Annotated in this window: 23 protein-coding genes; 4 read left to right on the top strand and 19 right to left on the bottom strand. The window is 35.0% G+C overall.

Annotated elements, in window-relative coordinates; genetic code table 11:
- Positions 1-572: 572 nt before the first annotated feature.
- The 9 genes from BLP68_RS08510 to BLP68_RS08470 form a co-directional block, all read right to left on the bottom strand.
- Positions 573-1,061 (bottom strand): GNAT family N-acetyltransferase, encoded by a 489-nt coding sequence (locus tag BLP68_RS08510; protein ID WP_242876943.1) that lies wholly within the window; start codon positions 1,059-1,061, stop codon positions 573-575.
- Positions 1,062-1,374: 313 nt separating this feature from the next.
- On the bottom strand, positions 1,375-1,890 hold the full coding sequence (locus tag BLP68_RS08505; protein WP_091542431.1) for a GNAT family N-acetyltransferase: 516 nt from the start codon (positions 1,888-1,890) through the stop codon (positions 1,375-1,377).
- 252 nt (positions 1,891-2,142) lie between these two features.
- Positions 2,143-2,772: a YIP1 family protein gene (locus BLP68_RS08500; RefSeq protein WP_091542429.1), complete on the bottom strand. Its 630-nt coding sequence runs from the start codon at positions 2,770-2,772 to the stop codon at positions 2,143-2,145.
- Between the two features lie 361 nt (positions 2,773-3,133).
- Positions 3,134-3,604 (bottom strand): GNAT family N-acetyltransferase, encoded by a 471-nt coding sequence (locus BLP68_RS21420; protein ID WP_143003076.1) that lies wholly within the window; start codon positions 3,602-3,604, stop codon positions 3,134-3,136.
- A gap of 150 nt (positions 3,605-3,754) precedes the next feature.
- Positions 3,755-4,252: a hypothetical protein gene (locus BLP68_RS08490; protein ID WP_091542427.1), complete on the bottom strand. Its 498-nt coding sequence runs from the start codon at positions 4,250-4,252 to the stop codon at positions 3,755-3,757.
- A gap of 326 nt (positions 4,253-4,578) precedes the next feature.
- Positions 4,579-5,283: a hypothetical protein gene (locus BLP68_RS08485; RefSeq protein WP_091542424.1), complete on the bottom strand. Its 705-nt coding sequence runs from the start codon at positions 5,281-5,283 to the stop codon at positions 4,579-4,581.
- Positions 5,284-5,602: 319 nt separating this feature from the next.
- Complete coding sequence (locus BLP68_RS08480) at positions 5,603-6,127, bottom strand: dihydrofolate reductase family protein (RefSeq protein ID WP_091542423.1); 525 nt, start codon at positions 6,125-6,127, stop codon at positions 5,603-5,605.
- Between the two features lie 255 nt (positions 6,128-6,382).
- Positions 6,383-7,240: a cell division protein gene (locus BLP68_RS08475; protein ID WP_242876942.1), complete on the bottom strand. Its 858-nt coding sequence runs from the start codon at positions 7,238-7,240 to the stop codon at positions 6,383-6,385.
- Positions 7,241-7,644: 404 nt separating this feature from the next.
- On the bottom strand, positions 7,645-8,058 hold the full coding sequence (locus tag BLP68_RS08470) for an ASCH domain-containing protein (RefSeq protein ID WP_091542420.1): 414 nt from the start codon (positions 8,056-8,058) through the stop codon (positions 7,645-7,647).
- A 337-nt stretch (positions 8,059-8,395) separates the two neighbouring features.
- Here BLP68_RS08470 and BLP68_RS08460 point away from each other — a divergent pair, with 337 nt between their 5' ends.
- From BLP68_RS08460 to BLP68_RS22440, 3 genes are read left to right on the top strand one after another with little or no spacing between them, the layout of a single operon-like run.
- Entirely contained in the window at positions 8,396-9,232 is an 837-nt protein-coding gene (locus BLP68_RS08460) for a tyrosine-type recombinase/integrase (RefSeq protein WP_091542414.1), read from the top strand.
- Between the two features lies 1 nt (position 9,233).
- Positions 9,234-10,052: an IS91 family transposase gene (locus BLP68_RS08455; RefSeq protein WP_091542411.1), complete on the top strand. Its 819-nt coding sequence runs from the start codon at positions 9,234-9,236 to the stop codon at positions 10,050-10,052.
- On the top strand, positions 9,983-10,255 hold the full coding sequence (locus BLP68_RS22440) for a transposase (RefSeq protein WP_091542409.1): 273 nt from the start codon (positions 9,983-9,985) through the stop codon (positions 10,253-10,255). The genes BLP68_RS08455 and BLP68_RS22440 overlap by 70 nt, the downstream gene beginning before the upstream one ends.
- 96 nt (positions 10,256-10,351) lie before the next feature.
- On the opposite strand, the gene BLP68_RS08445 is transcribed toward BLP68_RS22440, so the two are convergent.
- Entirely contained in the window at positions 10,352-10,786 is a 435-nt protein-coding gene (locus tag BLP68_RS08445; protein WP_091542406.1) for an NUDIX hydrolase, read from the bottom strand.
- Between the two features lie 116 nt (positions 10,787-10,902).
- Positions 10,903-11,997, bottom strand: coding sequence for a serine hydrolase domain-containing protein (locus tag BLP68_RS08440; RefSeq protein ID WP_091542403.1), 1,095 nt, complete (start codon positions 11,995-11,997; stop codon positions 10,903-10,905).
- 1,259 nt (positions 11,998-13,256) lie between these two features.
- On the opposite strand from BLP68_RS08440, the gene BLP68_RS22435 reads away from it, so the two are divergent.
- Entirely contained in the window at positions 13,257-13,529 is a 273-nt protein-coding gene (locus BLP68_RS22435; protein WP_408606030.1) for a transposase, read from the top strand.
- A gap of 43 nt (positions 13,530-13,572) precedes the next feature.
- On the opposite strand, the gene BLP68_RS08430 is transcribed toward BLP68_RS22435, so the two are convergent.
- The 8 genes from BLP68_RS08430 to BLP68_RS08395 all read right to left on the bottom strand — a co-directional run bounded on the left by BLP68_RS08430 (position 13,573) and on the right by BLP68_RS08395 (position 20,474).
- Positions 13,573-14,211, bottom strand: coding sequence for an HAD family hydrolase (locus BLP68_RS08430; protein WP_091542402.1), 639 nt, complete (start codon positions 14,209-14,211; stop codon positions 13,573-13,575).
- Positions 14,212-14,574: 363 nt separating this feature from the next.
- Positions 14,575-15,090 (bottom strand): P-loop nucleotide/nucleoside kinase family protein, encoded by a 516-nt coding sequence (locus tag BLP68_RS08425; RefSeq protein ID WP_091542399.1) that lies wholly within the window; start codon positions 15,088-15,090, stop codon positions 14,575-14,577.
- A gap of 267 nt (positions 15,091-15,357) precedes the next feature.
- Entirely contained in the window at positions 15,358-15,954 is a 597-nt protein-coding gene (locus BLP68_RS08420; protein ID WP_091542395.1) for a DJ-1/PfpI family protein, read from the bottom strand.
- Positions 15,955-16,237: 283 nt separating this feature from the next.
- Positions 16,238-16,810 carry a flavodoxin family protein gene (locus tag BLP68_RS08415; RefSeq protein ID WP_091542393.1) on the bottom strand — a complete coding sequence of 191 codons (573 nt, stop codon included), beginning with the start codon at positions 16,808-16,810 and terminating at the stop codon, positions 16,238-16,240.
- A gap of 516 nt (positions 16,811-17,326) precedes the next feature.
- Positions 17,327-17,671: a hypothetical protein gene (locus BLP68_RS08410; protein ID WP_091542390.1), complete on the bottom strand. Its 345-nt coding sequence runs from the start codon at positions 17,669-17,671 to the stop codon at positions 17,327-17,329.
- 273 nt (positions 17,672-17,944) lie between these two features.
- Positions 17,945-18,367 carry a hypothetical protein gene (locus BLP68_RS08405; protein ID WP_091542387.1) on the bottom strand — a complete coding sequence of 141 codons (423 nt, stop codon included), beginning with the start codon at positions 18,365-18,367 and terminating at the stop codon, positions 17,945-17,947.
- A gap of 286 nt (positions 18,368-18,653) precedes the next feature.
- On the bottom strand, positions 18,654-19,361 hold the full coding sequence (locus BLP68_RS08400; protein WP_091542384.1) for a flavodoxin family protein: 708 nt from the start codon (positions 19,359-19,361) through the stop codon (positions 18,654-18,656).
- A 231-nt stretch (positions 19,362-19,592) separates the two neighbouring features.
- Entirely contained in the window at positions 19,593-20,474 is an 882-nt protein-coding gene (locus tag BLP68_RS08395; RefSeq protein WP_091542381.1) for a CPBP family intramembrane glutamic endopeptidase, read from the bottom strand.
- Positions 20,475-21,093 lie beyond the last annotated feature (619 nt).

Below are 21,093 nucleotides of genomic sequence, written 5' to 3'. Positions count from 1 at the left end.
ATGTTTTTATCTGTTGTCCATAAAGTGGATCTATAACGTCAGCATACTTCCAGCACCTTTATGCAAATGCACTGTTCTCCGATACCATACACCTTGCCCTTGTTAACAATAATTGCTTTTGCTGTACTTCTAATACCCAATTCAGAATTCCTCCCTTTTTTTTATAATATAGAATTTACAAATATGATAAACACTGCTTTTAAAGTGTTCTCCCCAATCCAAGGCAGGACGCCACGGCCTTTGCGTATGGTTTCAGAGAACGTTTCTCATTTGTGACGCCTTCGAACTGTACCCTAAAGGAATACCCATTAGCGGAGCATCACTCCCAGTGAGAAGGTGTGGTGCTCTGACCTTTCCTTTGACATCTGCTGCCAGCACCCCTGCGCAAAAATATTGTTTCATTAAACCGCTTATCGCGGTGGCTTTTAAAACCATAATTTCCCTTTAAATATACTTATTAGACATTCTTTTACTTTTTCCTTTTACGATGACATTGTATTTAAAAATATTTTGTAAAGGAGCTTTTTATTATGATGAGTGTCTTCAACTGCAAAAGTGTATTCTTCCTTGTATTAGCTCATATTATAGACCATTAAATATTCTTCGTCAGACTCTTTAACTATTTCAAAGCCTACCTTTAGGTACATTCTAACAGCATAATTTTCTTTTTGTACTGCCAAAGAAGCCCTCTTATAACCACGTTCCTTTAAATACCGTATCATGCATTTCATTAGAGTAGTTCCAATGCCTTTATTCCTATATTTTTTATGTAGAGCAATGGCAAATTCGGGGGTCTCATCATCTATGTTTCCAAACCCCTTCACTTCCCCAGCTAATATTCTTGTCCACACTGCACCAACGATTTTTCCATCAACCTCTGCAAAAAAACATAAATCATCAGCTTGTCCCCAATCCTCAATAAAAATTCTTAACTCTGGTTGCTCAATAACCTCTCGGTGCAATAAATTTGTTTCATCTGGCTGAAAAATAGCTTCATATAGCATATCTTTAAGAATGTCTACTTCATCTAACCTCATTTCTCTAATTAAATAATTGCACAACTGTTTATCCTCCACTTATTTAAAATTTTGCATCTACACAACTTGCATATCTTTTATAAAAGACTATAGCTAATCTTTGCTAAACACGCTTTGCTGATATTTAGTAGCATAATACGAATCAACTGACCTCAGAACCCTGCCCGGATATTGGTGTGTCATCTAACGTTTCCGTGTTTACGACGTCCCTGAGCCGGTCTCTAAAGATAGACCATCTTGGTGGAACTCGTTCCCGGCGAAGGGATGCAGTGCGCTGAACTTACCCTAAATACGTGCTTCCAGCACCTCCCATAAACATGCTGTTATATGACGCAATTCACTCTATACTTACCCAGTATCTTGATACTTTCTTTCCAGATTCATATGATATGATTTCATTTTCAAATATCCCATCGTTATTTGTTATGATCTTAGCTGAACCTACATTATCTGTATCACATGTAATTAGTACCTCTTTCATTCCCATTTCTTTAGCCTTCTCTAATGTGAACTTAAGTAAAATTGTTCCATAACCTTTCATTCTTTCAGTTGGGGGAACATCATAGCCAATATGTCCACCTTCCACTTCTAAATGAGGTGCTAAATAATGCCTTAATCTGCTAACTCCTAATATTTTTCCACAATCATTTATTAACCAGTAGGTAGTTGATGGTACATAGCCAGGTTTTAAATTCTCCTCTTTTGATTCTTTAATTAGTTTCTCTATATATGTAGTGAAGATAAAATCTTCTTTAAAAGCTAGTTGGTAACGAGACTCATTAGCCACCCTATAGTCGGTTGCCATATTGATGAAGTGCTTTTCCATTTCTTTAGAAGGCTGAACTAGTTTCATATAGGTACCCCTTTCATATACTGTCTTAAGCACTACTTACAGTCTATTATAAGTGTCATATAACGTTTCCGTGTTTACGACGTCCCTGAACCGGACCCCAAAGATAGCCCGTCTTGGCGGTGCTTGCCACTCAGTGAGAAGGTGTGGTGCTGACTTTACCCCGTGACTGTGCCAACAGAGACTCTCCCCTAGCAGGTGCTTCTTGCACTCTTGTGGCAATGGCTTGTTATATGCCGTCAATTAACTCTAGTCCTAGATTACTCCAGGTGGTTTGCCAAATGTCTGTACTATAACTAACAACGTAATAAATAAAGTAATATACATAATTAAACTAACTATACTTACATTTAACAAGCTCTTGATAGCTGAAAATCGCTGTACTTCCGCAAGGCTCTTTAAATATATAATAAATATCCAAATATTAATTAAAATATTAAACATAGTTAATATAGGTGGTGTTGATTTATCTAAAGTTACTAATATTATTTGAGGAATTAATATAACTAGGCACCAAATAGCGGTTATACTAATATATCCGTTAACTAATTTAATTTCTTTATATGTAGCTTTTCCTCCAATCCATCTCCCTGTAAGTTGTAATATAACACTCACTAGATAGTAAAATATCAATGCACCTATGCTTCCTAGGACGACTACTGATAAAAATATTTCTCTTAATGACAATATTCTTATTAAATCACTGAAAGAAACTATTCTCAGAACCGTTGCATAGCTTCCAAAAAACACTAAAAAAATAATACCTCTATTCTTATTTCTATTAATAACTGCTCGTACGGTTTCTTTGGGTTTTATCCAAATATTTAGCCACGCGCTTGATGTAGGTGCATTATTTTCTTCATTTACCTCGTTTACCTCACTCATATTAATCCTCCTTGTTTGCTATACAACCTTTATAACATCAGTGTTTAATTTTTCAACTTCTATTACTACGCTTTAACCCCTTAACATTAATTTGAATAACAAAAACTTAATATTTTTGATGGCAAATAACGTCTCTGTCATTCCCGACGCCTTCGAACTGGACCCTAAAGGAATACTCCTTAGCGGAGCCTGACCTTTCCCTATAAACGTGATTCCAGCACCTTTATGCAAATGCATTGTTCTCCGATGCCATATGCCCCGCGATTCAGAGGGCGACAGGACGTCGCCCCCTTAAACATGGTTCTTGACCTGTGTTGCAGATTTTAAAAACTATGTTCAGCAAATAAATGATTCACCGAAGTTACATAAGCTCTATCAACGATTTTTCAAAACATTCAATTGTCCTTCCTTGCCACTGACTAATTCCATAAAACTTGAAACCTAACGATGTCCAATATTTCTGAGCACTAGTATTCTCTTGTAATATACCTATCCGAACTTTAGCAAAGTTTTGCTGTTTTAGCTTTTCTTCAAACAAAAGATAAACCTCTTTACCATATCCCATAGAATGATACTCTCCATGAATCATAAGTAAACCTATCCAAGGATAATTGTCATTAGGATTTTTTTTAAAGAAATCAATAATTCCAATATACTTATTTTCTAGAATTATAAGATAGCTATCAGTATTCTGGTTGAGAAATTCATTTCTTACTTCCTCTATTGTCCTTAAGGGATTACCGTTTTCTAGAATATTATAATGAGAATTTGAGTTAATTATTTCTAGTGCAAACGCTAATAAATCTTCTGTAATAGACTGAAATATTATCATGCTAACTCCTCCATTATAAACATTTTTTTCTGATGTGCATTTTTCTTCAAATAATGAATTAGCACAACTTTTAAAGCACTCTTACACAATTCTCGGCAAGACGCGCGACTTTTGCGTATGGTTTCGGAGAACGTTCCCGGGATTTGCTCTTTACTTCACAGGAATATATATATCCATATAGTGAACACCATCAATATCATATTCTTCTTCAAATGCAATTCTATTCTCCCATGTAGTAGCTTTATATTCTCCACTGTTTATAAACTCCAGCAATACTTCATATCCCTTTGGTATTTTTTCAAAAGAATTACTATGGGGATCTGTTACTGTTAAAGTTGCATATGTATCTTCATTTATGTATGCTATTTCTACTCCTCCACACTCAGGCTTAAAATTCTCTGGAATAATGTATGCACTCACATAACCGCGCAGTCCAAACTGTTCTGATTGTTGATTAGACACAAACGGGAAATCCCAACCTATTCTTCTTGGCTTATAATCTTTAAAATCTAATAACCCACTATTTTTTGCCCAGTTATCCATGTAAGAAATCACATCATGTTCTGGATTAGGACTAATAATAACATATCTTGCAACTTGCATCTTTGGTACTTTTACAATCTTAATTTGGCTATAAACACCTTCCATTTTATTACCCCCTTAAATTTATTTTACTGTAGTTTAGTAAGCGCTAATATTTTAAATTTTCTATGTATTCCTTATGAAAAATCCACCCTAATACTTATCATGCCAGGAAGGTGCCCAAGTTAATCGGTCTGTTGTGTAACGCCTCTGTGTTTGCGACGCCTTCGAGCTGAACCCTAAAGGAACACCCATTAGTGGTGCTTGCACCCAGTGAGAAGGTGTGGTGCTGAACACTCCCCAAAAACGTGCTTCCAGCACCTTTATGCAAATGTTCTGTTATGTAATGTCGCGCGCCCCCAAAGACCAGCGGCTGACAGGACGTCAGCCCCTTAAATACACCTTTTTATTAGGCTCAATGATCTTTTTGCTTCTTCTCTAATTAATGCTTCTTTATCATTTAATTTTACATCTTCAAGCCGACAAACAATATCTTTATCCTGAAAAGATGAAAAAGCCATCACAATCTTCCACCTAATAATTTCATCATCTTTGTGGATTTCAAAACACTCTACCAACTTTCCAACAATAAACTTCTCATTAGAAACATTATTATAAAAACACATAAAGCCTATAGAGTCAATAATTTCCCGAATAGCATGAATATCTCTACTAGCTATCATTAAAGGTAAAACTTTTATATTCATTTTAGCAAGTGTTCGTGCAATAATATCCCTTGGCAAAGGATAGCTCACTTTTTTTGAAATGCTTTGCGGTAAAGTATGGTGCTGATTATCACCAATTTTACCCAATAGCACAATCATTTTTTTCGCCTCGTTTGTACTACACTTTTCTAGCACATTGCAAATCTCAATTTTTGTATAGAGATTTTTTTCCTTACTAAGTACCTCTATAAGAATATCACTTACTTCATCTAGAACATTTTCGCCAAGCAATCTAGCTGCTATAGTTCTTTCATAAGCTTTTTGAGATTTAATCAAAATATACAATTCTTCATGTGATAGATTCTGATAATCCTTCATATCAATATTTTCAATATATCCACGCTTTTTTAAATCATCAATACTACTTTTCATTTTTCTCCTTCAATACCTCTCTTAATAAATCTGTGACACGATGTCACGGCAGGTTTTGCGCGCGATTTTATATCGTCTCTGTGTTTATGACGTCTTCGAGCTGGACCCCAAAGATAGACCATCTTGGCGGAACTTCGTTCCCGGTGAAGGGATGTGGTGTGCTGACCTTTCCCTTGACACGTGCTTCCAGCACCTTTATGCAAACGCGCTGCTCAATTACTTCCGAGTCACAAAACCTTCAAGCCGGTGATGTTGACAACAACCTGTTATGTGATGTTGTGAGCGGAAGTTGCCGTTACATTAACCTTGTCCATTTACATTACTTAGACTTGTAATGAAGTTCAACAAATTGATTAAAACGTCTTATACTTTTTAATTCTAAATCCACTTCAACATCAATTCTTTTAAACAACGGAATCCCCTTGCCGATTAATATAGGAGCCACTGTTATAATATATTCATCAATTAACTTTTCCTTAATAAAATGATGCAGCAATTCTCCGCCACCAACTATCCAAATGTTTTTACCACTAGTTTTTTTAATTCTGTTCAAGAAATTTAATGTATCTTCACTAATAAATTCTACATTCTCATTACTTTCAAATATCGTGTTAGAAAATACATAGCACTTCTTGTTTTGATACGGAAACTTACCTAATTCCATATTCATGATCCAATCATATGTTCTTCTACCAAGAATAATCGTATCTATTGTTTTAGTAAACTCTGAATATCCATTATCTCCTTCGCCATCTGTCTTAAATAGCCATTCTAATGAATCATTCTCAGTTGCGATATATCCATCTAAACTTGTAGCAATATAAAGAACCACTTTTCTATCCATATTGTTAACCTTCCTTCTAACGAATTTCAATTCACTCAAACATAGATGCTAATACTAGCTCACAATGTCATATAACGTTCCCGCATTTGCGACGCCTTCGAACTGGACCCTATAGGAATACCCCATAGAGGAGCTTAGCTCCCAGTGAGAAGGTGTGGTGCTGAACCTGCCCCAAAAACATGCTTCCAACACCTTTATGCAAATGCATTGTTATATGCCGTCCTCTTCATCATCCCTTAAAAAACATTCAAATGACTATGCTTGTAGCTTGAAAACCTTTGTGTTAACTTTTAATAACCATGTTATAGCTATAAAATAACCGATTATTGGAGAAATTCCATAACCCATCAGTGGAACTGGAAAATTACCAAACAATGTAGAAATTAATATAATTATAAAGTACAAACCAAGACATATCGATACTAACCTATAATTCTTCGATGGAAATATTATGAAAGGTAGTGGCAATAGTGCTAGAGAACTAATTCCTATCAGAAACCATACTGCACCTAAGTTTTTGACCATTAACACAATTTCTTCAACATAATCAATAGGAGGTAAGCTATCAATAAAAATCCAAGATATTATAGGAATTACTGATATTAAGCTTATAATACTATATCGAATAACACTCTTGTTGGCTTTACTTAATAATAATATTATCATTGGAAATATAAACCCCGTTGTTTGTGATGCATCGGGTTGTAAAGCGAGTAAAATAGAAATTGCTATGGTAATTATCATGGAATACCACCAATTTAATATTTTTAAAATTCTCCATAATTCTATAATTAAAATAGGTAACATTATACTTGCAACGTTCAGCTTAATTGGACCGATAGATACCCATCTATGAACACCATCTAAACCACTATCTAAAAATGTTAGAAATAAGAGAATTATTGTTATTGGAACAATAAAACCAAAAGAGTTACTTTTACTAATTTTAGGTTTTTCTTTCAAAAATAAATAGGAAAAAAATCCCAAGATTATTAGTACAACAATATTTTGACTCCATATACCTATTGAGATTTTATTTAAATACATGGCTACAGCACCAATGACAACTGATGGCAAGGCAATGATTAACGGTAGAAAATTTCTTAATTTCAATCTATTCAGCTCCTTATTTATATTAAATTAGTTCTGATATTTTTAAAAAACTCACTCTAAAGTACTCAATTAATAGATGTCATCTAACGTCTTGGCTTCACGACGTTCCTGAACCGGACCCCACAGATAGACCATCCTGGCGGAAGTCGTTCCCGGTGAAGGGATGTGGTGCCCTGATCTTTCCCTTAACACGTACCGTCCCCACTCCCGTAAACAAAGTGTTACACGGAGTCATACAGCAAAAAATAATAGCCGCAACTGAGGCGACTATCTATCTCCCGGTTTACTTATCTTACTCTAATTGCTAATTCATTCAAGTCAATTACTGCTCCAATTTTCATAAGTAAATCAAGTCCTAATAGACCATTTATACATCCTCTAGGTGTTCAAATATTTTTTCTAGACTATACTAATTTCGCTACTTCTACTAATTCAAACAACTCAACTATAAGCAGTGTATCGTCAGTCAATTTTTTATCCTTTACTGTTTGATTCCAAGCATGGCGATGGTCTTCTTGAAACTTTTTTACATCTTCTCCATTTCCTTCTCCCTTAACCAATCTTAAATCAGGATTTCCAAATGTAGTTTCAAAAATATCAATAATTCTTATATTACATCTAGGTATTCCTTCGTGATCTTCTACAGTAACGATTCTCCCTTTTGTTTCAAAAAGCTCTTGTAATTCTAGTTCCGTATATTCTTCTTTGAAACTGCATGTTGCTGTTTTTTTTCCATCAGTTATATCTAGAATCAGCATATCCCCTATTCCATTATCTCCATCCCAGCCAAAAACAGCTTTATGCGGATATATTAACATTTTATTCAGTCCTTTTAATTCAATTTTTTACCAACCCTCTACATGTGACCCAGCAAATCCATATAACGTTTCCGTGTTTACGACGGCTTCGAACTGGACCCGCTTGCCCTTTCCCCCTGGTGGTGCTCGCACCCAGTGAGAAGGTGTGGTGCTCTGATCTTTCCCTAAATACGTGCTATCAGCACCCTTGCGCAAAAACATTGTTGAACTAAACCGCTTATCTCGGTGGCTTTTTAAACCCACCAAATTTTCCTTTAAATATATCTATTAGACATATCTTTGTTTTTTCCTTTACGATGATATTGTATTTAAAAATATTTTGTAAAGGAGCTTTTTTATGTCTAAGTTATTAGAAAAAATGAAAATGGATTTGGTTCTGCGAGGCTATAGTAAAAACACTCAAAAGACTTATTTGGATAATGTGAAGCATTTCTCTAATCATTATGGTAAATCCCCTGAATTGCTTAGTGAGGAGGATATTCGTGATTACTTATTCCACAGTATTTCTGTAAGAAAGCTAAGCTGTTCTTTTGTAAATACTGCCTATAGCTCTATTAAGTTTTTCTTTGAAACAACCTTGAACCGTGATCGGAATATGAAAAACATTCCTAGGGTTAAAAAAGCTAAAAAGCTTCCGGTTGTTTTATCTAAGGATGAGGTAAAAAGCATATTAGCTTTAACTTCTAATTTAAAACACAAAGCTATTTTGACGACCACCTATTCTGCTGGGCTTCGGGTTAGTGAGGTTTGTAATTTAAAAATTTCTGATATTGACAGCGGTAACATGCAGATTCATATTCACGATGCAAAAGGAAATAAAGACCGTTATTCCTTATTGGGTAAAGCTAATTTGTTAGTTCTTCGTGAGTATTTCAAGGTGTATCGACCTTCTGATTGGCTATTTCCTAATGAATTAACTTTAGCACCTTTATCCGTTAGGACCATTCAGAAGGTTTTTCAAGATGCCAAAGATAAAGCTGGTATTATTAAAGATGTGTCTATTCATTCTTTAAGACATAGCTTTGCTACTCATCTTCTTAAATCTGGTGTTGATCTTGTCTATATACAAAAACTTCTTGGGCATACCAACATTCAAACTACCAGTATTTATCTGCATTTAACCAGCAAGGATATTTTAAATATTATCAGTCCTTTAGATACATTAGGTGAGTAATATGGCAGATATTCAGAGTATCTTCAAAGAATATGGCACATTGTATCGTGAAAAATATGGGGTAACTAATAATCAAGCAAAGGTAATGAAAGCTATCGAGTCCTGTCGGACTTCTGCCTTAAATGCTCATGTTCATACTTGTAATGAATGTGGTCATGAAGTCATTTCCTACAACTCCTGTAGAAATAGACACTGCCCCCAATGTCAAGATTTTAAAAGAGAGCAGTGGTTGAATAAACAAGAGCAATCTTTGCTGCTAACACACTACTTTCACGTAGTTTTTACTCTTCCCCAAGAGCTGCGCTCAATTACTCTGTTTAACCAAGAGAAAATATATAATCTTTTGTTTAAAGCTGCTTGTGAAACTCTTTTGGAGCTTTCTAGTGATCCTAAACACTTGGGTGCTAACATTGGATTTTCTGCTATTTTACATACTTGGGGACAAAACCTTATGTTTCACCCTCATATTCACTGTATCCTTCCTGGTGGTGGCTTAGCTATGAATAATACTAGATTTATTCATACGAAAAAGAAGTTCTTTATCCATGTTAAGGTTCTTGGAAGTGTGTTCGGAGGCAAATTTCTCTTTTATCTTAACCGGATATATGCCAATAATGAGCTTAACTTTTTTGGTGATATCGACTATTTACAATATCCCCGTAACTTCCAGGAGCTTATTGACTTTTTATATTCTATACCTTGGAATGTCAATTCTAAGCCTAACTTAAAAAAGCCTAGTCATGTCATGAAATACCTTGGGAATTATACTCATCGAGTTGCCATCTCAATCATCGTATTGTTAAGGTTGAAAATGATATAGTTACTTTTAAGTGTAAGGACTACAAGGATGGTGGTAAACAGAAACTTATGTCTTTGGATGCTTTGGAATTTATTCGACGGTTTCTCCTTCATGTTCTACCACCTAAATTCGTTAAAATCCCCGCCGCTTCGTTCAACAAGGTGTATCAGAAATTGAGCTCTGAGTTCTCGTTTAAGCGGGAACATTTTTTGCTCAACTTCTGATACACCGCTAAATGTTATGTGATCGTCTCGGTAACTCTATATTCTCTACATATACTATTATTTTTGTTATCTTTAAGACGTCTTCAAAAGAAACTACTAAGAAATTTTATTACTTGTACAATATCCTTCTACTCTTTCAAATAAATATGGTTGAATAAGTGGATATGTTAAGTTTTCAGGTATATCATCAAATAATTGTATCTCATCGATTTCTGAATTAGCTAATTCACCAAGATGTTTTATTTCTGCATAAAATAATTGTCCAAAGGATTCACTTTCTCCATTATCTACTGAATAAATACATACGGGGGTAATTACAAACTCCTTCGCCCCTGTTTCTTCTATTAATTCTCTTGAGGCAGTAGTGTTTATATTTTCATTTTTCTCTTTTCGCCCACCTGGAATTTCCCAAGTTTCCCGTTCTCTATGTCTTGCAAATATCCATCTTTTATTAAATTTTGACATAATAACAGCATATTTCAATTTGCTTTCTTCTACTGTATTTACATTGTAAAATTTTACATTTAACATCTATTTCTCCCCTTTGTTTTTATAATGAAATATAGAAACTCTACCCATAATATTACCTTTGCTTCACAATATCCATCAATAGCGTAGCTTCAGAAATTTCACTAATTAAAACTTATTTATTGGTTTTCTTGATTAATCACTTTTAAAATTTGATCCTCTACAACGCTTAACTTGCGAGAGTCTATATCATTCATTAAAATAATAATAGTATTGTTAGTTTCTTTATAAATTTTTAGCATAGAACTAAAACTACTAAAAGTACCAAAATGAAAATAATTTCCTTTTAAGTCTATCATTATGCCTAAACCATAGTAACCATCTATTCTTGTTGTCATTTCTTCAAAACTTTTTGATTGTAGGATCTGATTTGTTTGTAATGCTTTAGCAAACTGTAAAAGACTTTCTGCTGTTGCGTATAATCCTCCTGCCGATTGTGTTACTAAATGGCCAAATTTTCTGGTAGCATATAGTTCTTCTTCATTATAATAAATTGATCTTGCATATTTATCTTTTTCGCTGTTTTCCCAAAAGCCTATATCTTCAATATTAAGTGGTTTGAAAATAATTTCATCAAGATATTCCATATAACTTTTTTCTGATACTCTTTCAATAACTATACCTAATAATACATAACCGAAGTTAGAATAGAAAAACCTATCATTAGGGTCAGACAATAATTCAAAATCACCACTCACTATAATATTGTTGAATTCAGAACGAGACATGTCTGAATAATGCTCAGACCCATATTTATACATTCTTTTTGACCCCTCAATATTATTACCTAAATCAAAAAATTTTAAAACATCACGTGGAATTCCAGATCTGTGGGATAATAAATTTCTTATTGTAATCGAATCTGCGTGTTTCATTTCAGGAATATACTTTGATAATTTATCATCCAAATTTAATGCTCCATCTTCTTGAAGTTTCATAATAGCTACTGATGTAAAAACCTTAGTAATGGATCCTATAGGATACATTAAATCATTATCAGAATATTCTCCCCTACTTGTAATATAGGTTTTATCCCCTTGGGCAATGAGAATCGTCCCTCTAAAATTTAGCCCACTTAATATTTCATTTATTTCTTCTTTTACCTCTGTATTAAATGTATTTAATTCCTTCTTCTTATTTATTTCGCAAGCAGTTGCAAGCATCAAAGATGTGATAACTATAACTGCTGTTAGTCTAGTTAAAATTAATTTCATAAGTAAGTTCCCCTCCTCAATCCTTTATAGTATAAGCAAATTTTTGACTTAACCTAAATTCTAATCCATACTTGCTTTACCTGGAATATGTATTTCTTTACTTCGCCTTATGCATCTATTATGAAATCAATTTTTACCAAGCTATTAACCTATGGTAGAGATGTCACAGTCACCATAGAGCCGACAGTCACCCATCGCCCCTGGCACAGATCCCAGCATGCAGATTTCCCGCACTGGGCTCCTCAGTTGTATATCTCTACTTCCGCAGTTCAGCTTATATAATTAGTACCATTTGTTCGTTTTTACTTTCCATGAATGGTTTTTGTATTGGATAATTTCTTCTTAGCTTTTCCTTGAATTCATTCCAGTCATCACAATATCTTATTAGATATTTGGGGCTAACTCCCTTTTCCCTGAGTTTTCTTCTGTCTGAGCTAATATGCTTGTATCTTCCTTTGGGGGGATGATACTTTCTCCCAATTGTCCAGTCAAAATCGTTAAGCTATATGTTTGCCAATACTGTTGAGATAATACCTCCCTGCACGGTACCTGTAAATGTATCGTATTTTATTTCTCTTTCCATATAATTATTACAGAAGATAATCCAGTAAGAGCTATAGATACGATTGTTGATATCATAGATATGAAAGGTCTAGGTTTTAAATATGCAGTGGTAAAGCCAATAGGTCGTGACCCCACATGCAAAAAATCGAGTTGAGGAATTAAATCAGTTAGCAAAACACATTGAAGAAGGAGAAGTGTCAAAAACAGACATACTTGTTACACAAGGATTACGAAAGAAGATACAAACATTGATAGCCCTTTTTAAATATGAATTATATATTAAAATGTATTTTAATCAAGGAAGTTATGTATTTTCACTGTATACTACGAAATATATCTAATTATATTGGCTCTATGTATGAGCAAGCTTGCTTTTTTACACAACCTGACGTCCCTGAGCCGGACCCCAAAGGTAGACCGTCTTGGCGGAACTTCGTTCCCGGTGAAGGGATGTGGTGCGCTGGCCTTTCCCCTGACACGTGCCAGCCTGCACCTCCCGTAAACACAGTGTTGAACTAAACCGCTTATCGCGGTGGCTTTTAAAACCCACCAAATTTTCCTTTAAATATATCTATTAGACATATCTTTGTTTTTTCCTTTACGATGATATTGTATTTAAAAATATTTTGTAAAGGAGCTTTTTTATGTCTAAGTTATTCTAAGCCTAACTTAAAAAAGCCTAGTCATGTCATGAAATACCTTGGGAATTATACTCATCGAGTTGCCATCTCAATCATCGTATTGTTAAGGTTGAAAATGATATAGTTACTTTTAAGTGTAAGGACTACAAGGATGGTGGTAAACAGAAACTTATGTCTTTGGATGCTTTGGAATTTATTCGACGGTTTCTCCTTCATGTTCTACCACCTAAATTCGTTAAAATCCCCGCCGCTTCGTTCAACAAGGTGTATCAGAAATTGAGCTCTGAGTTCTCGTTTAAGCGGGAATATTTTTTGCTCAACTTCTGATACACCGCTAAATGTTATATGTTGTTATCACTGCTGCAGAGTGCTACCCAATTATATGCTTTATTACATCGAATAAATCATTTGTTTGCATGTACACATCTGCTTTTCCAATTAATTTATCAGAGTAATTGATAGCTATCGATTTACCACTCTTTTCGAATACTTTAATATCCGAAGCACTATCTCCAATTGCTACTACTTCTTCGAGTTCAATATTATTTTCAGAACAGAACTTGTTCAAACTATCTACTTTTCCACTGTCGCCTAAATGTTCCAATATTTCCCCTGTGAGCAATCCATTTTTTACCTCATATGAGCTTCCATAGATTCTATCAAACTTAAACATCTTTCCAAGTACTTTTGCAACCTGTATCGGGCCGGCAGTAACTAGAATCGATCTAATATTATTGTTCCTCAATTCTTCTAACGTTTTTTCTATGTTACCAATAAGCTTTATGTACTCTTGAAATTCGTCCTCTACCCTTTTTATTTCTAAACCTGTAAAAAGTTTTGCTTTTACATAATCGGCTTCAATCCACGTCATTTCATTCTGTTCTTCACGTATTTCAATCTCCCGTACTTCTTTTTCTCTCCCATTCAATAGGCAAAGGTACTCTACTGAATTAGTATTTGTAATCAAAGTTCCATCCATATCAAAACAAACTGCCTTGTATTTTTCCACTTAATCGCTCCCTTTCAAAGGACTATTAATTTACCTATGTACATCTATAATAACAGACCTCAAAGAATTACTCTGATAGTGATAATGACATATAACGTCTCTGCCATTCCAGACGCCTTCGAGCTAGACCCTTAAGGTAGACCGTCTTGGCGGTGCTTGCCACCCATTGAGAAGGTGTGGTGCTTGACCCCGCTTCACTATGGCTATGGATCAAGTTTCAGTGAACTTGCTCCTGGCACCCTTGTGTAAATAAACTGCTAACTTAAGTCCGAAAGCACAATAATTATTAATACTACTCCCCCAAATTAACTAATTGTAGTACTACTTCAACTAATAATTATATGTAAAGTTTTCTTAATTTGCTTATTTAGCTATTTCTTCGAATATTTTCTTCATAATAAATGATATATCCATGGCACTATCAAGAATAATTTCATTTTCCAATGGTTCGATATTCAATTGCTCATAGTGTTCTACTGCTTCTGTTACGCTCCTGAAGAATTGATTTGGTGTTGGGTTGTCCAATCTTTTTTCAATTCTTCTTTTCCATTCATCATTGTTACTACATATGCATAAAAACTGATAAACTTCTGATTCTTTAAAGTCTATTTTTGATAGAAACTGGTTTAAATATGGTTTATGAGCTAAGCTAACATCAATAATAACATTGCAATTTGTATTAACGTTTGTTTGAAGAATTTTTCCTAAAATATCATATGATGCTTTATTATTTTCTGAATGGTTCATTCCAAATGTTGATAGCATATCATAAATATCATCTTTTCGCAGAACAGCAACGTTTAGCTTATTACTCAATATATTTGTTATTGTTGTTTTTCCAGTAGCTGCTTTTCCTCGAAATATAAAAACCTTGTTCATTAGTTTTCTCCTCGTTTAAAAAATTAATTTGTCGCGTACAGTTTGATAGAATTTCAGTTAACATCTCCGTGTTTGCGACGTCTCTGAACCGGCCCCCATAGATAGGCCATCCTGGCGGAGCTTCGCTCCCGGTGAAGGGATGTTGTGCCTGACCTTTCCCTAAAAACATGCCAGCCAGCACCTCCTGTAAACACGCTGTTATGTGGAGTTCGGTCACTGAAAAATAGCGAAAAACAATAACTCTTTATTTTTTTATTTGAACCTAGACTATATTATTATTTCATACTCCATTCTCTTAGCGGTTCTTCTAGCAACCTCAGAACCTAACAATCTCTTCACTATATGAAAAGACATGTCTATTCCCGCAGAAATGCCTCCTGAAGTAACAATTTTTCCTTCATCAACAAACTTTACACCATGCTGTACATATACATCAGGAAATTCCGATTGTAATCTATTAAGACTAGCCCAGTGAGTAGTTGCCTTTTTACCGTTAAGTATTCCTGCTTTAGCCAATAAAAGAGCACCTGTACATACAGATGTAATAAGTTCAACTTTCTCCATTTGATTTTTAATCCAACTAATTAAGTTATCATTGTATATTTCACGCTCTCTAGCTCCTAGTCCACCAGGAATAATTAGAATATCTAATATTGGCACATCTTCAAATCTATAATCTGGTTTAACCTTTAAACCATTCCTTGCAGTAATCATATTTCCATTCTCTGAAATAGTGTAAACAAGAAAGGGATTTATCTGATTTTCTATGGTTGTTACAGAAAAAACCTCAAAAGGACCTGCAAAATCCAAAACCTCTACATCATCGAAAATTAATATTCCAACATTTCTTTGTTTATATTGCATCTCTATCCTCCACTCCCTAAAATCAACCATTTTGTTATATTATTTGTTATATACAACCTTGTAATCCGAATTTCACATAAAGTCTACGTGTTTACGACGCCCCTGAGCCGGACCCTCCTGCTCCCCCTTGGCGGAGCTTCGCTCCCGGTGAATGGATGTGGTGCGCTGACCTTACCCCCTGCACACGCCCGCACCCTTGCGTTAAACACAGTGTTATACGCCGTCGACAGCTCCATGATTGAGAGTGCAACAGGATGTCACACCCTCAAATGTCAAAAGTCTATTACTCACACGAAAGTAACTTCCTAGCAAACTCTCTTGCACCATTTATTGCTGTCTCTGTCTGAAACGATGCTAAATTATCTTCATCTCGAACAGAATACATTCCCATATATTTTAATTTTGAATGTTCACATAGTCTTTTAATTCCAGTTTCAAAAGGGCTTGCTCCATATTCTCTATCATATCCATGAGTAGCTAATATTGCTACTTTTTTACCTTCCCATAAAGAACCTTGTGCACTACCATAAAATTTGTTAAGACCATAATGTCGATCAAGTAATGCTTTCATGGGTGCTGTGCAGTACCAAGAATGTATTGGAGTTGCCAAAACAACACAACTACTATCTATTATTTTACTCATGATGTCTGAAACATCATCTTGTTGTATACAACCGTATTTATCACTGACATTCTGACAAGTATAGCATCCTTTGCATGGCAAAATGTTTTTATCTGACAATGTAATATATGTTACCTCAGTTCTACTACATTCAATCTCAGATAAAAACGGTTTTAACAATTCAACTGTATTTCCTTTCAATCTTGGACTTGCCATCAATATGCAAAATTTCATATAGAATCCTCCTGTACTTCGTATTTATACTGATGTAATGTATAACACTGCAAAGACCTATCGCAGCTCATCTCCCGTGCTAAATGCGCGGATTCTGCTACGATGGCGTCTAACGCTTCCGTGTTTAGGACGTCCCTGAGCCGGACCCACAGAGCCATTCTTCTTAGTGGAGCTTTGCTCCCGATGAAGAGATTTGTTGCACCTTTACATCCTCAAATACATGCCTATGTGCACCCTTGCGCTAAATGCTTTGTTATGTAAAGTAGCGTGCCTTCCTGTTCAGAGGCCTACAGGACGTAGCGTCCTTTTGCTCGCGATTTTATATAACGTCTCGTATTTGCGACGCATTCGAACTGGACCTTAATGGAATACCCTTGGCGGTGCTTGTCACCCTGTGAGAAGGTGTGGTGTGCTGATCTTTCCCTTGACACGTGCTTCCAGCACCTTTATGCAAATGTATTGTTATAGGGAGTAGTGACTGCTTATATAGAATACATGCTATAAATTCAAAGTATATTAAACTATTCCTTTATCACACCAATTGGGATGTAGTCTTACGGTCATATTATTTACTGTCTTTTCTTCCCAGTCAATTTCTGCTGAATAATATATCCCTACTAGTTTCTCATTAGGATGTTCTATTGCTAGGCATACAAGCTTCTCATTGTTTTTTATTTTCTTCCATCTTTCATCTCTTTCTTCCGATGGTCTGTTTTTGTATGAAGCATCAAACATTTCATAAGGTGATGGATAATTAGGCCAATTAGTGCGTAAGTCGATGTCTTCACGATTCATTTTCCTAATATGAAAATTATCAATATCTATTGGTAATTTATCTATTAGCATCAATTTGTTTTTCACTGATTTCCCCCTTCTTTTTATACCACGCATGGAGGCGCGATCCACTTCCCATTTCGTATAACGTCTCCGTGTTTACGACGTCCCTGAGCCGGACCCACAAGATAGACCGCCTTAGCGGAGCTTCGCTCCCGGTAAAGGGATGTGGTGCTGACCTTCCTCAATAACGTGCCTGCCCGCACCTCCCGCAAACGCGCTGTTATGTGGAGTTTCCAATCAGCTATAATAACTTCTACTGATTACCAAAATCTTGTGTTATTGACTTTTATCAGGCTGTTATATGTTTTCATACCATCCTATACTTACTATTTTTAAATCTTCATTAATTAGCATCATGGTGATATTATTAGTTCCAACAGTAATTACCTCATGCTTTCCATTAAAATACTCTTTTTTATATTCACTTACAATAAGTGCTACTGGCCCACTTATTATATTCTTGTTACTCAATTCTTGTTCTTTAAATCCCCTACCTTTTATCACAGGATATTTCTCAAATATATCATACATTTCTTCTATATGTTCTTCAATCCTCTTAACCCTATATTCTGTATAGTCAGAGTCTAAATACTCAAAAACCACTGCTTCATCTAGAAATAATTCTTTTAACTTATTATAACTAGGTTCCTTCCCTGCTTCAAAAGATATGTGAGAATAAAGATTAGTTAGTTTTTTTTTAATCATTTCGTTGGTTATCATAATATTTCTCCTTTTAACATTGTTTTTGAAATTTATAATGAGGTCAACTTTGGCAATATCATTTTATAATAAGGAAATTTACATAACGTTTCCGTGTTTACGGCGTCCCTGAGCCGGACCCCAAAGATAGACCGTCTTGGCGGAACTTCGTTCCGGTGGAGGGATGCGGTGCGCTGACCTTTTCCTCAAAACGGGCTCCCCACACCTCCTGTAAACATGCTGTTATCTGCAGTCAGATACCTCATTCTTAGTGTCCCACTTCATAAATTCTTTTTGTATAAAATGTTTATTTGCTATCCCATGGTCTTTTATTCTCAAGCCAGCCTAATGACTCCCAGTACTTAACATCAGCTTTATTAAACTTAAATATCTTATGCATAAATCTCATAATATAAAATAAACCCTTTACCTTAAGACAAGGTTTTACATTGAGACTATCAGCTTTTATTTCCCTAGCAAGTCTAATAACTTCCTTTTTAAATTTCAATTTCCTTTTCTCAGCTACACTATCCCAGTCTGCACCATGAGTATTTCTTCCAAACGTATATGTATTTGCAATCCCCCAAAAATTCATACTATCCTTTAAATCTTTTAATGTTGACTTCGTCCCAGCACCTGCTGCCGTAGAAATAAGAAGTGCCTGCTTACTAAACATTTCTTTTCTTGGTTGATGTGCCATCCACTGATATCCAAAATGATCAAGAAATGCTTTTACTTGCCCTGGTACATGATAAACATAAACTGGTGCTGTAAAAATAAGTAAATCTGCATCCAGCATAGACTCTACAATAGGATTTAAATATTCATAATCTGGGCATTTGGTATAATTAGTAAAGCATTCCCAACATCCCCGACAAAAATTAGGCATACTTTTGGGTAAAAAAAATTCTTTAACAACATCTCCTTCAGATAAACATTTGATGAAATGCTGTGCTATATTATATGTACTAGACTTTGCTTTTCGTGGTGTTCCATAAATAACAGTAATTTTCATAGTACCTTACTCTCCTAAACTCTTATCCTTCAAAGTAACTCCCTGAAATGAATGAGTTAATTTCTTATAACGTTTCCGTGTTTACGACGTCCCTGAACCGGACCTCAAAGATAGACCAACATGGCGGAACTTCGTTCCCTGTTAAGGGATGTGGTGCGCTGACCTTTCCCTAAAAATGTGCCTACCAGCACCCTTGTGCAAACACATTGTTAGGTGGAGTAGTCACCTGACTCACTTTTCTTTTGCCACCTCACACATAAAGTTCCAAGTATTAAGAGGAGCAAGTTTTCTCTTAGAAGTATATATTTTAATCATTGGTATACTTGCAAGAGAAATCAAAATAAAAAAGCCCATTCTAGAAACCATGCCTAGGTTTAATTCATTCAAATAACTAGTATGCACTAAATTAAGAATAGTGTTTATTAAAAAATGCGAAATCCAAGGTGCCCAAATAGATTGTGTATAATAAAACATTACGCCCCAAACTATCCCCATCAAAAATTGTGGTATGAAATTCATAATAATTGCCCCAGTTATCTCCATTGGTGTAGTTACTATTCCACTTATGTACCATTTTATTGCCCAGGGTATATGCCATATACCAAATATTAATGCTTGAAGAACTATTGTAGTTCTTATTTGGTATTTCTTTCTAAATAATTGAATTAATGTCCCCCTAAAAAGACTCTCCTCCATAAAACAATTTATAATATTACCGATAGTAAGTAATATTCCAAAAAGTAGACCTCCAGCAACTCCTGCCTTTGGATCTATAGCTGTAAATATTACTTGTGGCGAATGCGAATAATACAATATAAGCTCAAATAAATAACTTAATATAAGCAACAGTAATGTTGCAAGTCCTCCTATAATGAAAGCCGAAGATGAATTTTTTCTAGAATAACCAATGTCCTTTAACGATTTTCCAGCAATCCTTAGAAATAATACTACGATAATAAAACCAATAGCTTTTGATAAAATAATTTCACCTAACAACTCATCATGTTTCAATACAAAAATATCTATTATCCTAAAAATTAAGGCTGCAAAAGTTAATATTAATCCCATTACAATTGGTTTCGTACATATGTTCATTTCAAATTCCTGTTTCATTGAAATACCCCCATTAAAATCTTGTTATTAAAATATTAAAACTATTACTCTAATAGTGATTATTTCACCTAACGTCTCCATGTTTAGACGTCCCTGAGCCGGACCCTCTTTCTATCATTTCTTATACCTCACAAATTATTTATATATATTTCTAGTACTATGTTGTTAGATAACTTCTATCTCTTTATTAATATGACTATAGAGAAAACCCCGAGATTGCCATTTCCTATAACGTTTCGCATTTGCGACGTCCCTGAGCTGGACCCTAAAGATAGACCATCATCGCGGTGCTTTGCACCCAGTGAGAAGGTGTGGTGCTCTGACCTTTCCTCAAAAACTTCCCTGCCAGCACCTCCCGTAAACACATTGTTAAGTGATCGTCACATGGCCCGCAAAGCTAAGCTTAACAGAATTTCTTCCTAATATTAATAATCGATCAAACTTCTATATTGTAAAATAATTATTGATAAACCTATGTTTCTCTCTCTTTCCCAATAGGGCATACTAATAAGCATAATGCACAAATATGATTACTACGGGTTTCAAAATAGTCCTTACAGTTTTCAATATCAACTATATCTTCACGCATCATGCCGCGTTTCCATTTAATCCCTTTTAA

This window comes from Alkaliphilus peptidifermentans DSM 18978 (assembly GCF_900101495.1).
GTDB classification, from domain to species: Bacteria; Bacillota; Clostridia; order Peptostreptococcales; family Natronincolaceae; genus Alkaliphilus_C; species Alkaliphilus_C peptidifermentans.
The sequence above is the reverse complement of the archived record's forward strand: the minus strand, read 5'-3'. Positions and strand labels throughout refer to the sequence as shown.

Bases quoted from the DNA above. Each gene is read 5' to 3' on its own strand.
- BLP68_RS08505 (WP_091542431.1), bottom strand. From the start codon at position 1,890: ATGAAACTAGTTCAGCCTTCTAAAGAAATGGAAAAGCACTTCATCAAT.
- BLP68_RS08500 (WP_091542429.1), bottom strand. From the start codon at position 2,772: ATGAGTGAGGTAAACGAGGTAAATGAAGAAAATAATGCACCTACATCA.
- BLP68_RS21420 (WP_143003076.1), bottom strand. From the start codon at position 3,604: ATGATAATATTTCAGTCTATTACAGAAGATTTATTAGCGTTTGCACTA.
- BLP68_RS08490 (WP_091542427.1), bottom strand. From the start codon at position 4,252: ATGGAAGGTGTTTATAGCCAAATTAAGATTGTAAAAGTACCAAAGATG.
- BLP68_RS08485 (WP_091542424.1), bottom strand. From the start codon at position 5,283: ATGAAAAGTAGTATTGATGATTTAAAAAAGCGTGGATATATTGAAAAT.
- BLP68_RS08480 (WP_091542423.1), bottom strand. From the start codon at position 6,127: ATGGATAGAAAAGTGGTTCTTTATATTGCTACAAGTTTAGATGGATAT.
- BLP68_RS08470 (WP_091542420.1), bottom strand. From the start codon at position 8,058: ATGTTAATATATCCGCATAAAGCTGTTTTTGGCTGGGATGGAGATAAT.
- BLP68_RS08460 (WP_091542414.1), top strand. From the start codon at position 8,396: ATGTCTAAGTTATTAGAAAAAATGAAAATGGATTTGGTTCTGCGAGGC.
- BLP68_RS08455 (WP_091542411.1), top strand. From the start codon at position 9,234: ATGGCAGATATTCAGAGTATCTTCAAAGAATATGGCACATTGTATCGT.
- BLP68_RS08445 (WP_091542406.1), bottom strand. From the start codon at position 10,786: ATGTTAAATGTAAAATTTTACAATGTAAATACAGTAGAAGAAAGCAAA.
- BLP68_RS08440 (WP_091542403.1), bottom strand. From the start codon at position 11,997: ATGAAATTAATTTTAACTAGACTAACAGCAGTTATAGTTATCACATCT.
- BLP68_RS08425 (WP_091542399.1), bottom strand. From the start codon at position 15,090: ATGAACAAGGTTTTTATATTTCGAGGAAAAGCAGCTACTGGAAAAACA.
- BLP68_RS08420 (WP_091542395.1), bottom strand. From the start codon at position 15,954: ATGCAATATAAACAAAGAAATGTTGGAATATTAATTTTCGATGATGTA.
- BLP68_RS08415 (WP_091542393.1), bottom strand. From the start codon at position 16,810: ATGAAATTTTGCATATTGATGGCAAGTCCAAGATTGAAAGGAAATACA.
- BLP68_RS08405 (WP_091542387.1), bottom strand. From the start codon at position 18,367: ATGATAACCAACGAAATGATTAAAAAAAAACTAACTAATCTTTATTCT.
- BLP68_RS08400 (WP_091542384.1), bottom strand. From the start codon at position 19,361: ATGAAAATTACTGTTATTTATGGAACACCACGAAAAGCAAAGTCTAGT.
- BLP68_RS08395 (WP_091542381.1), bottom strand. From the start codon at position 20,474: ATGAAACAGGAATTTGAAATGAACATATGTACGAAACCAATTGTAATG.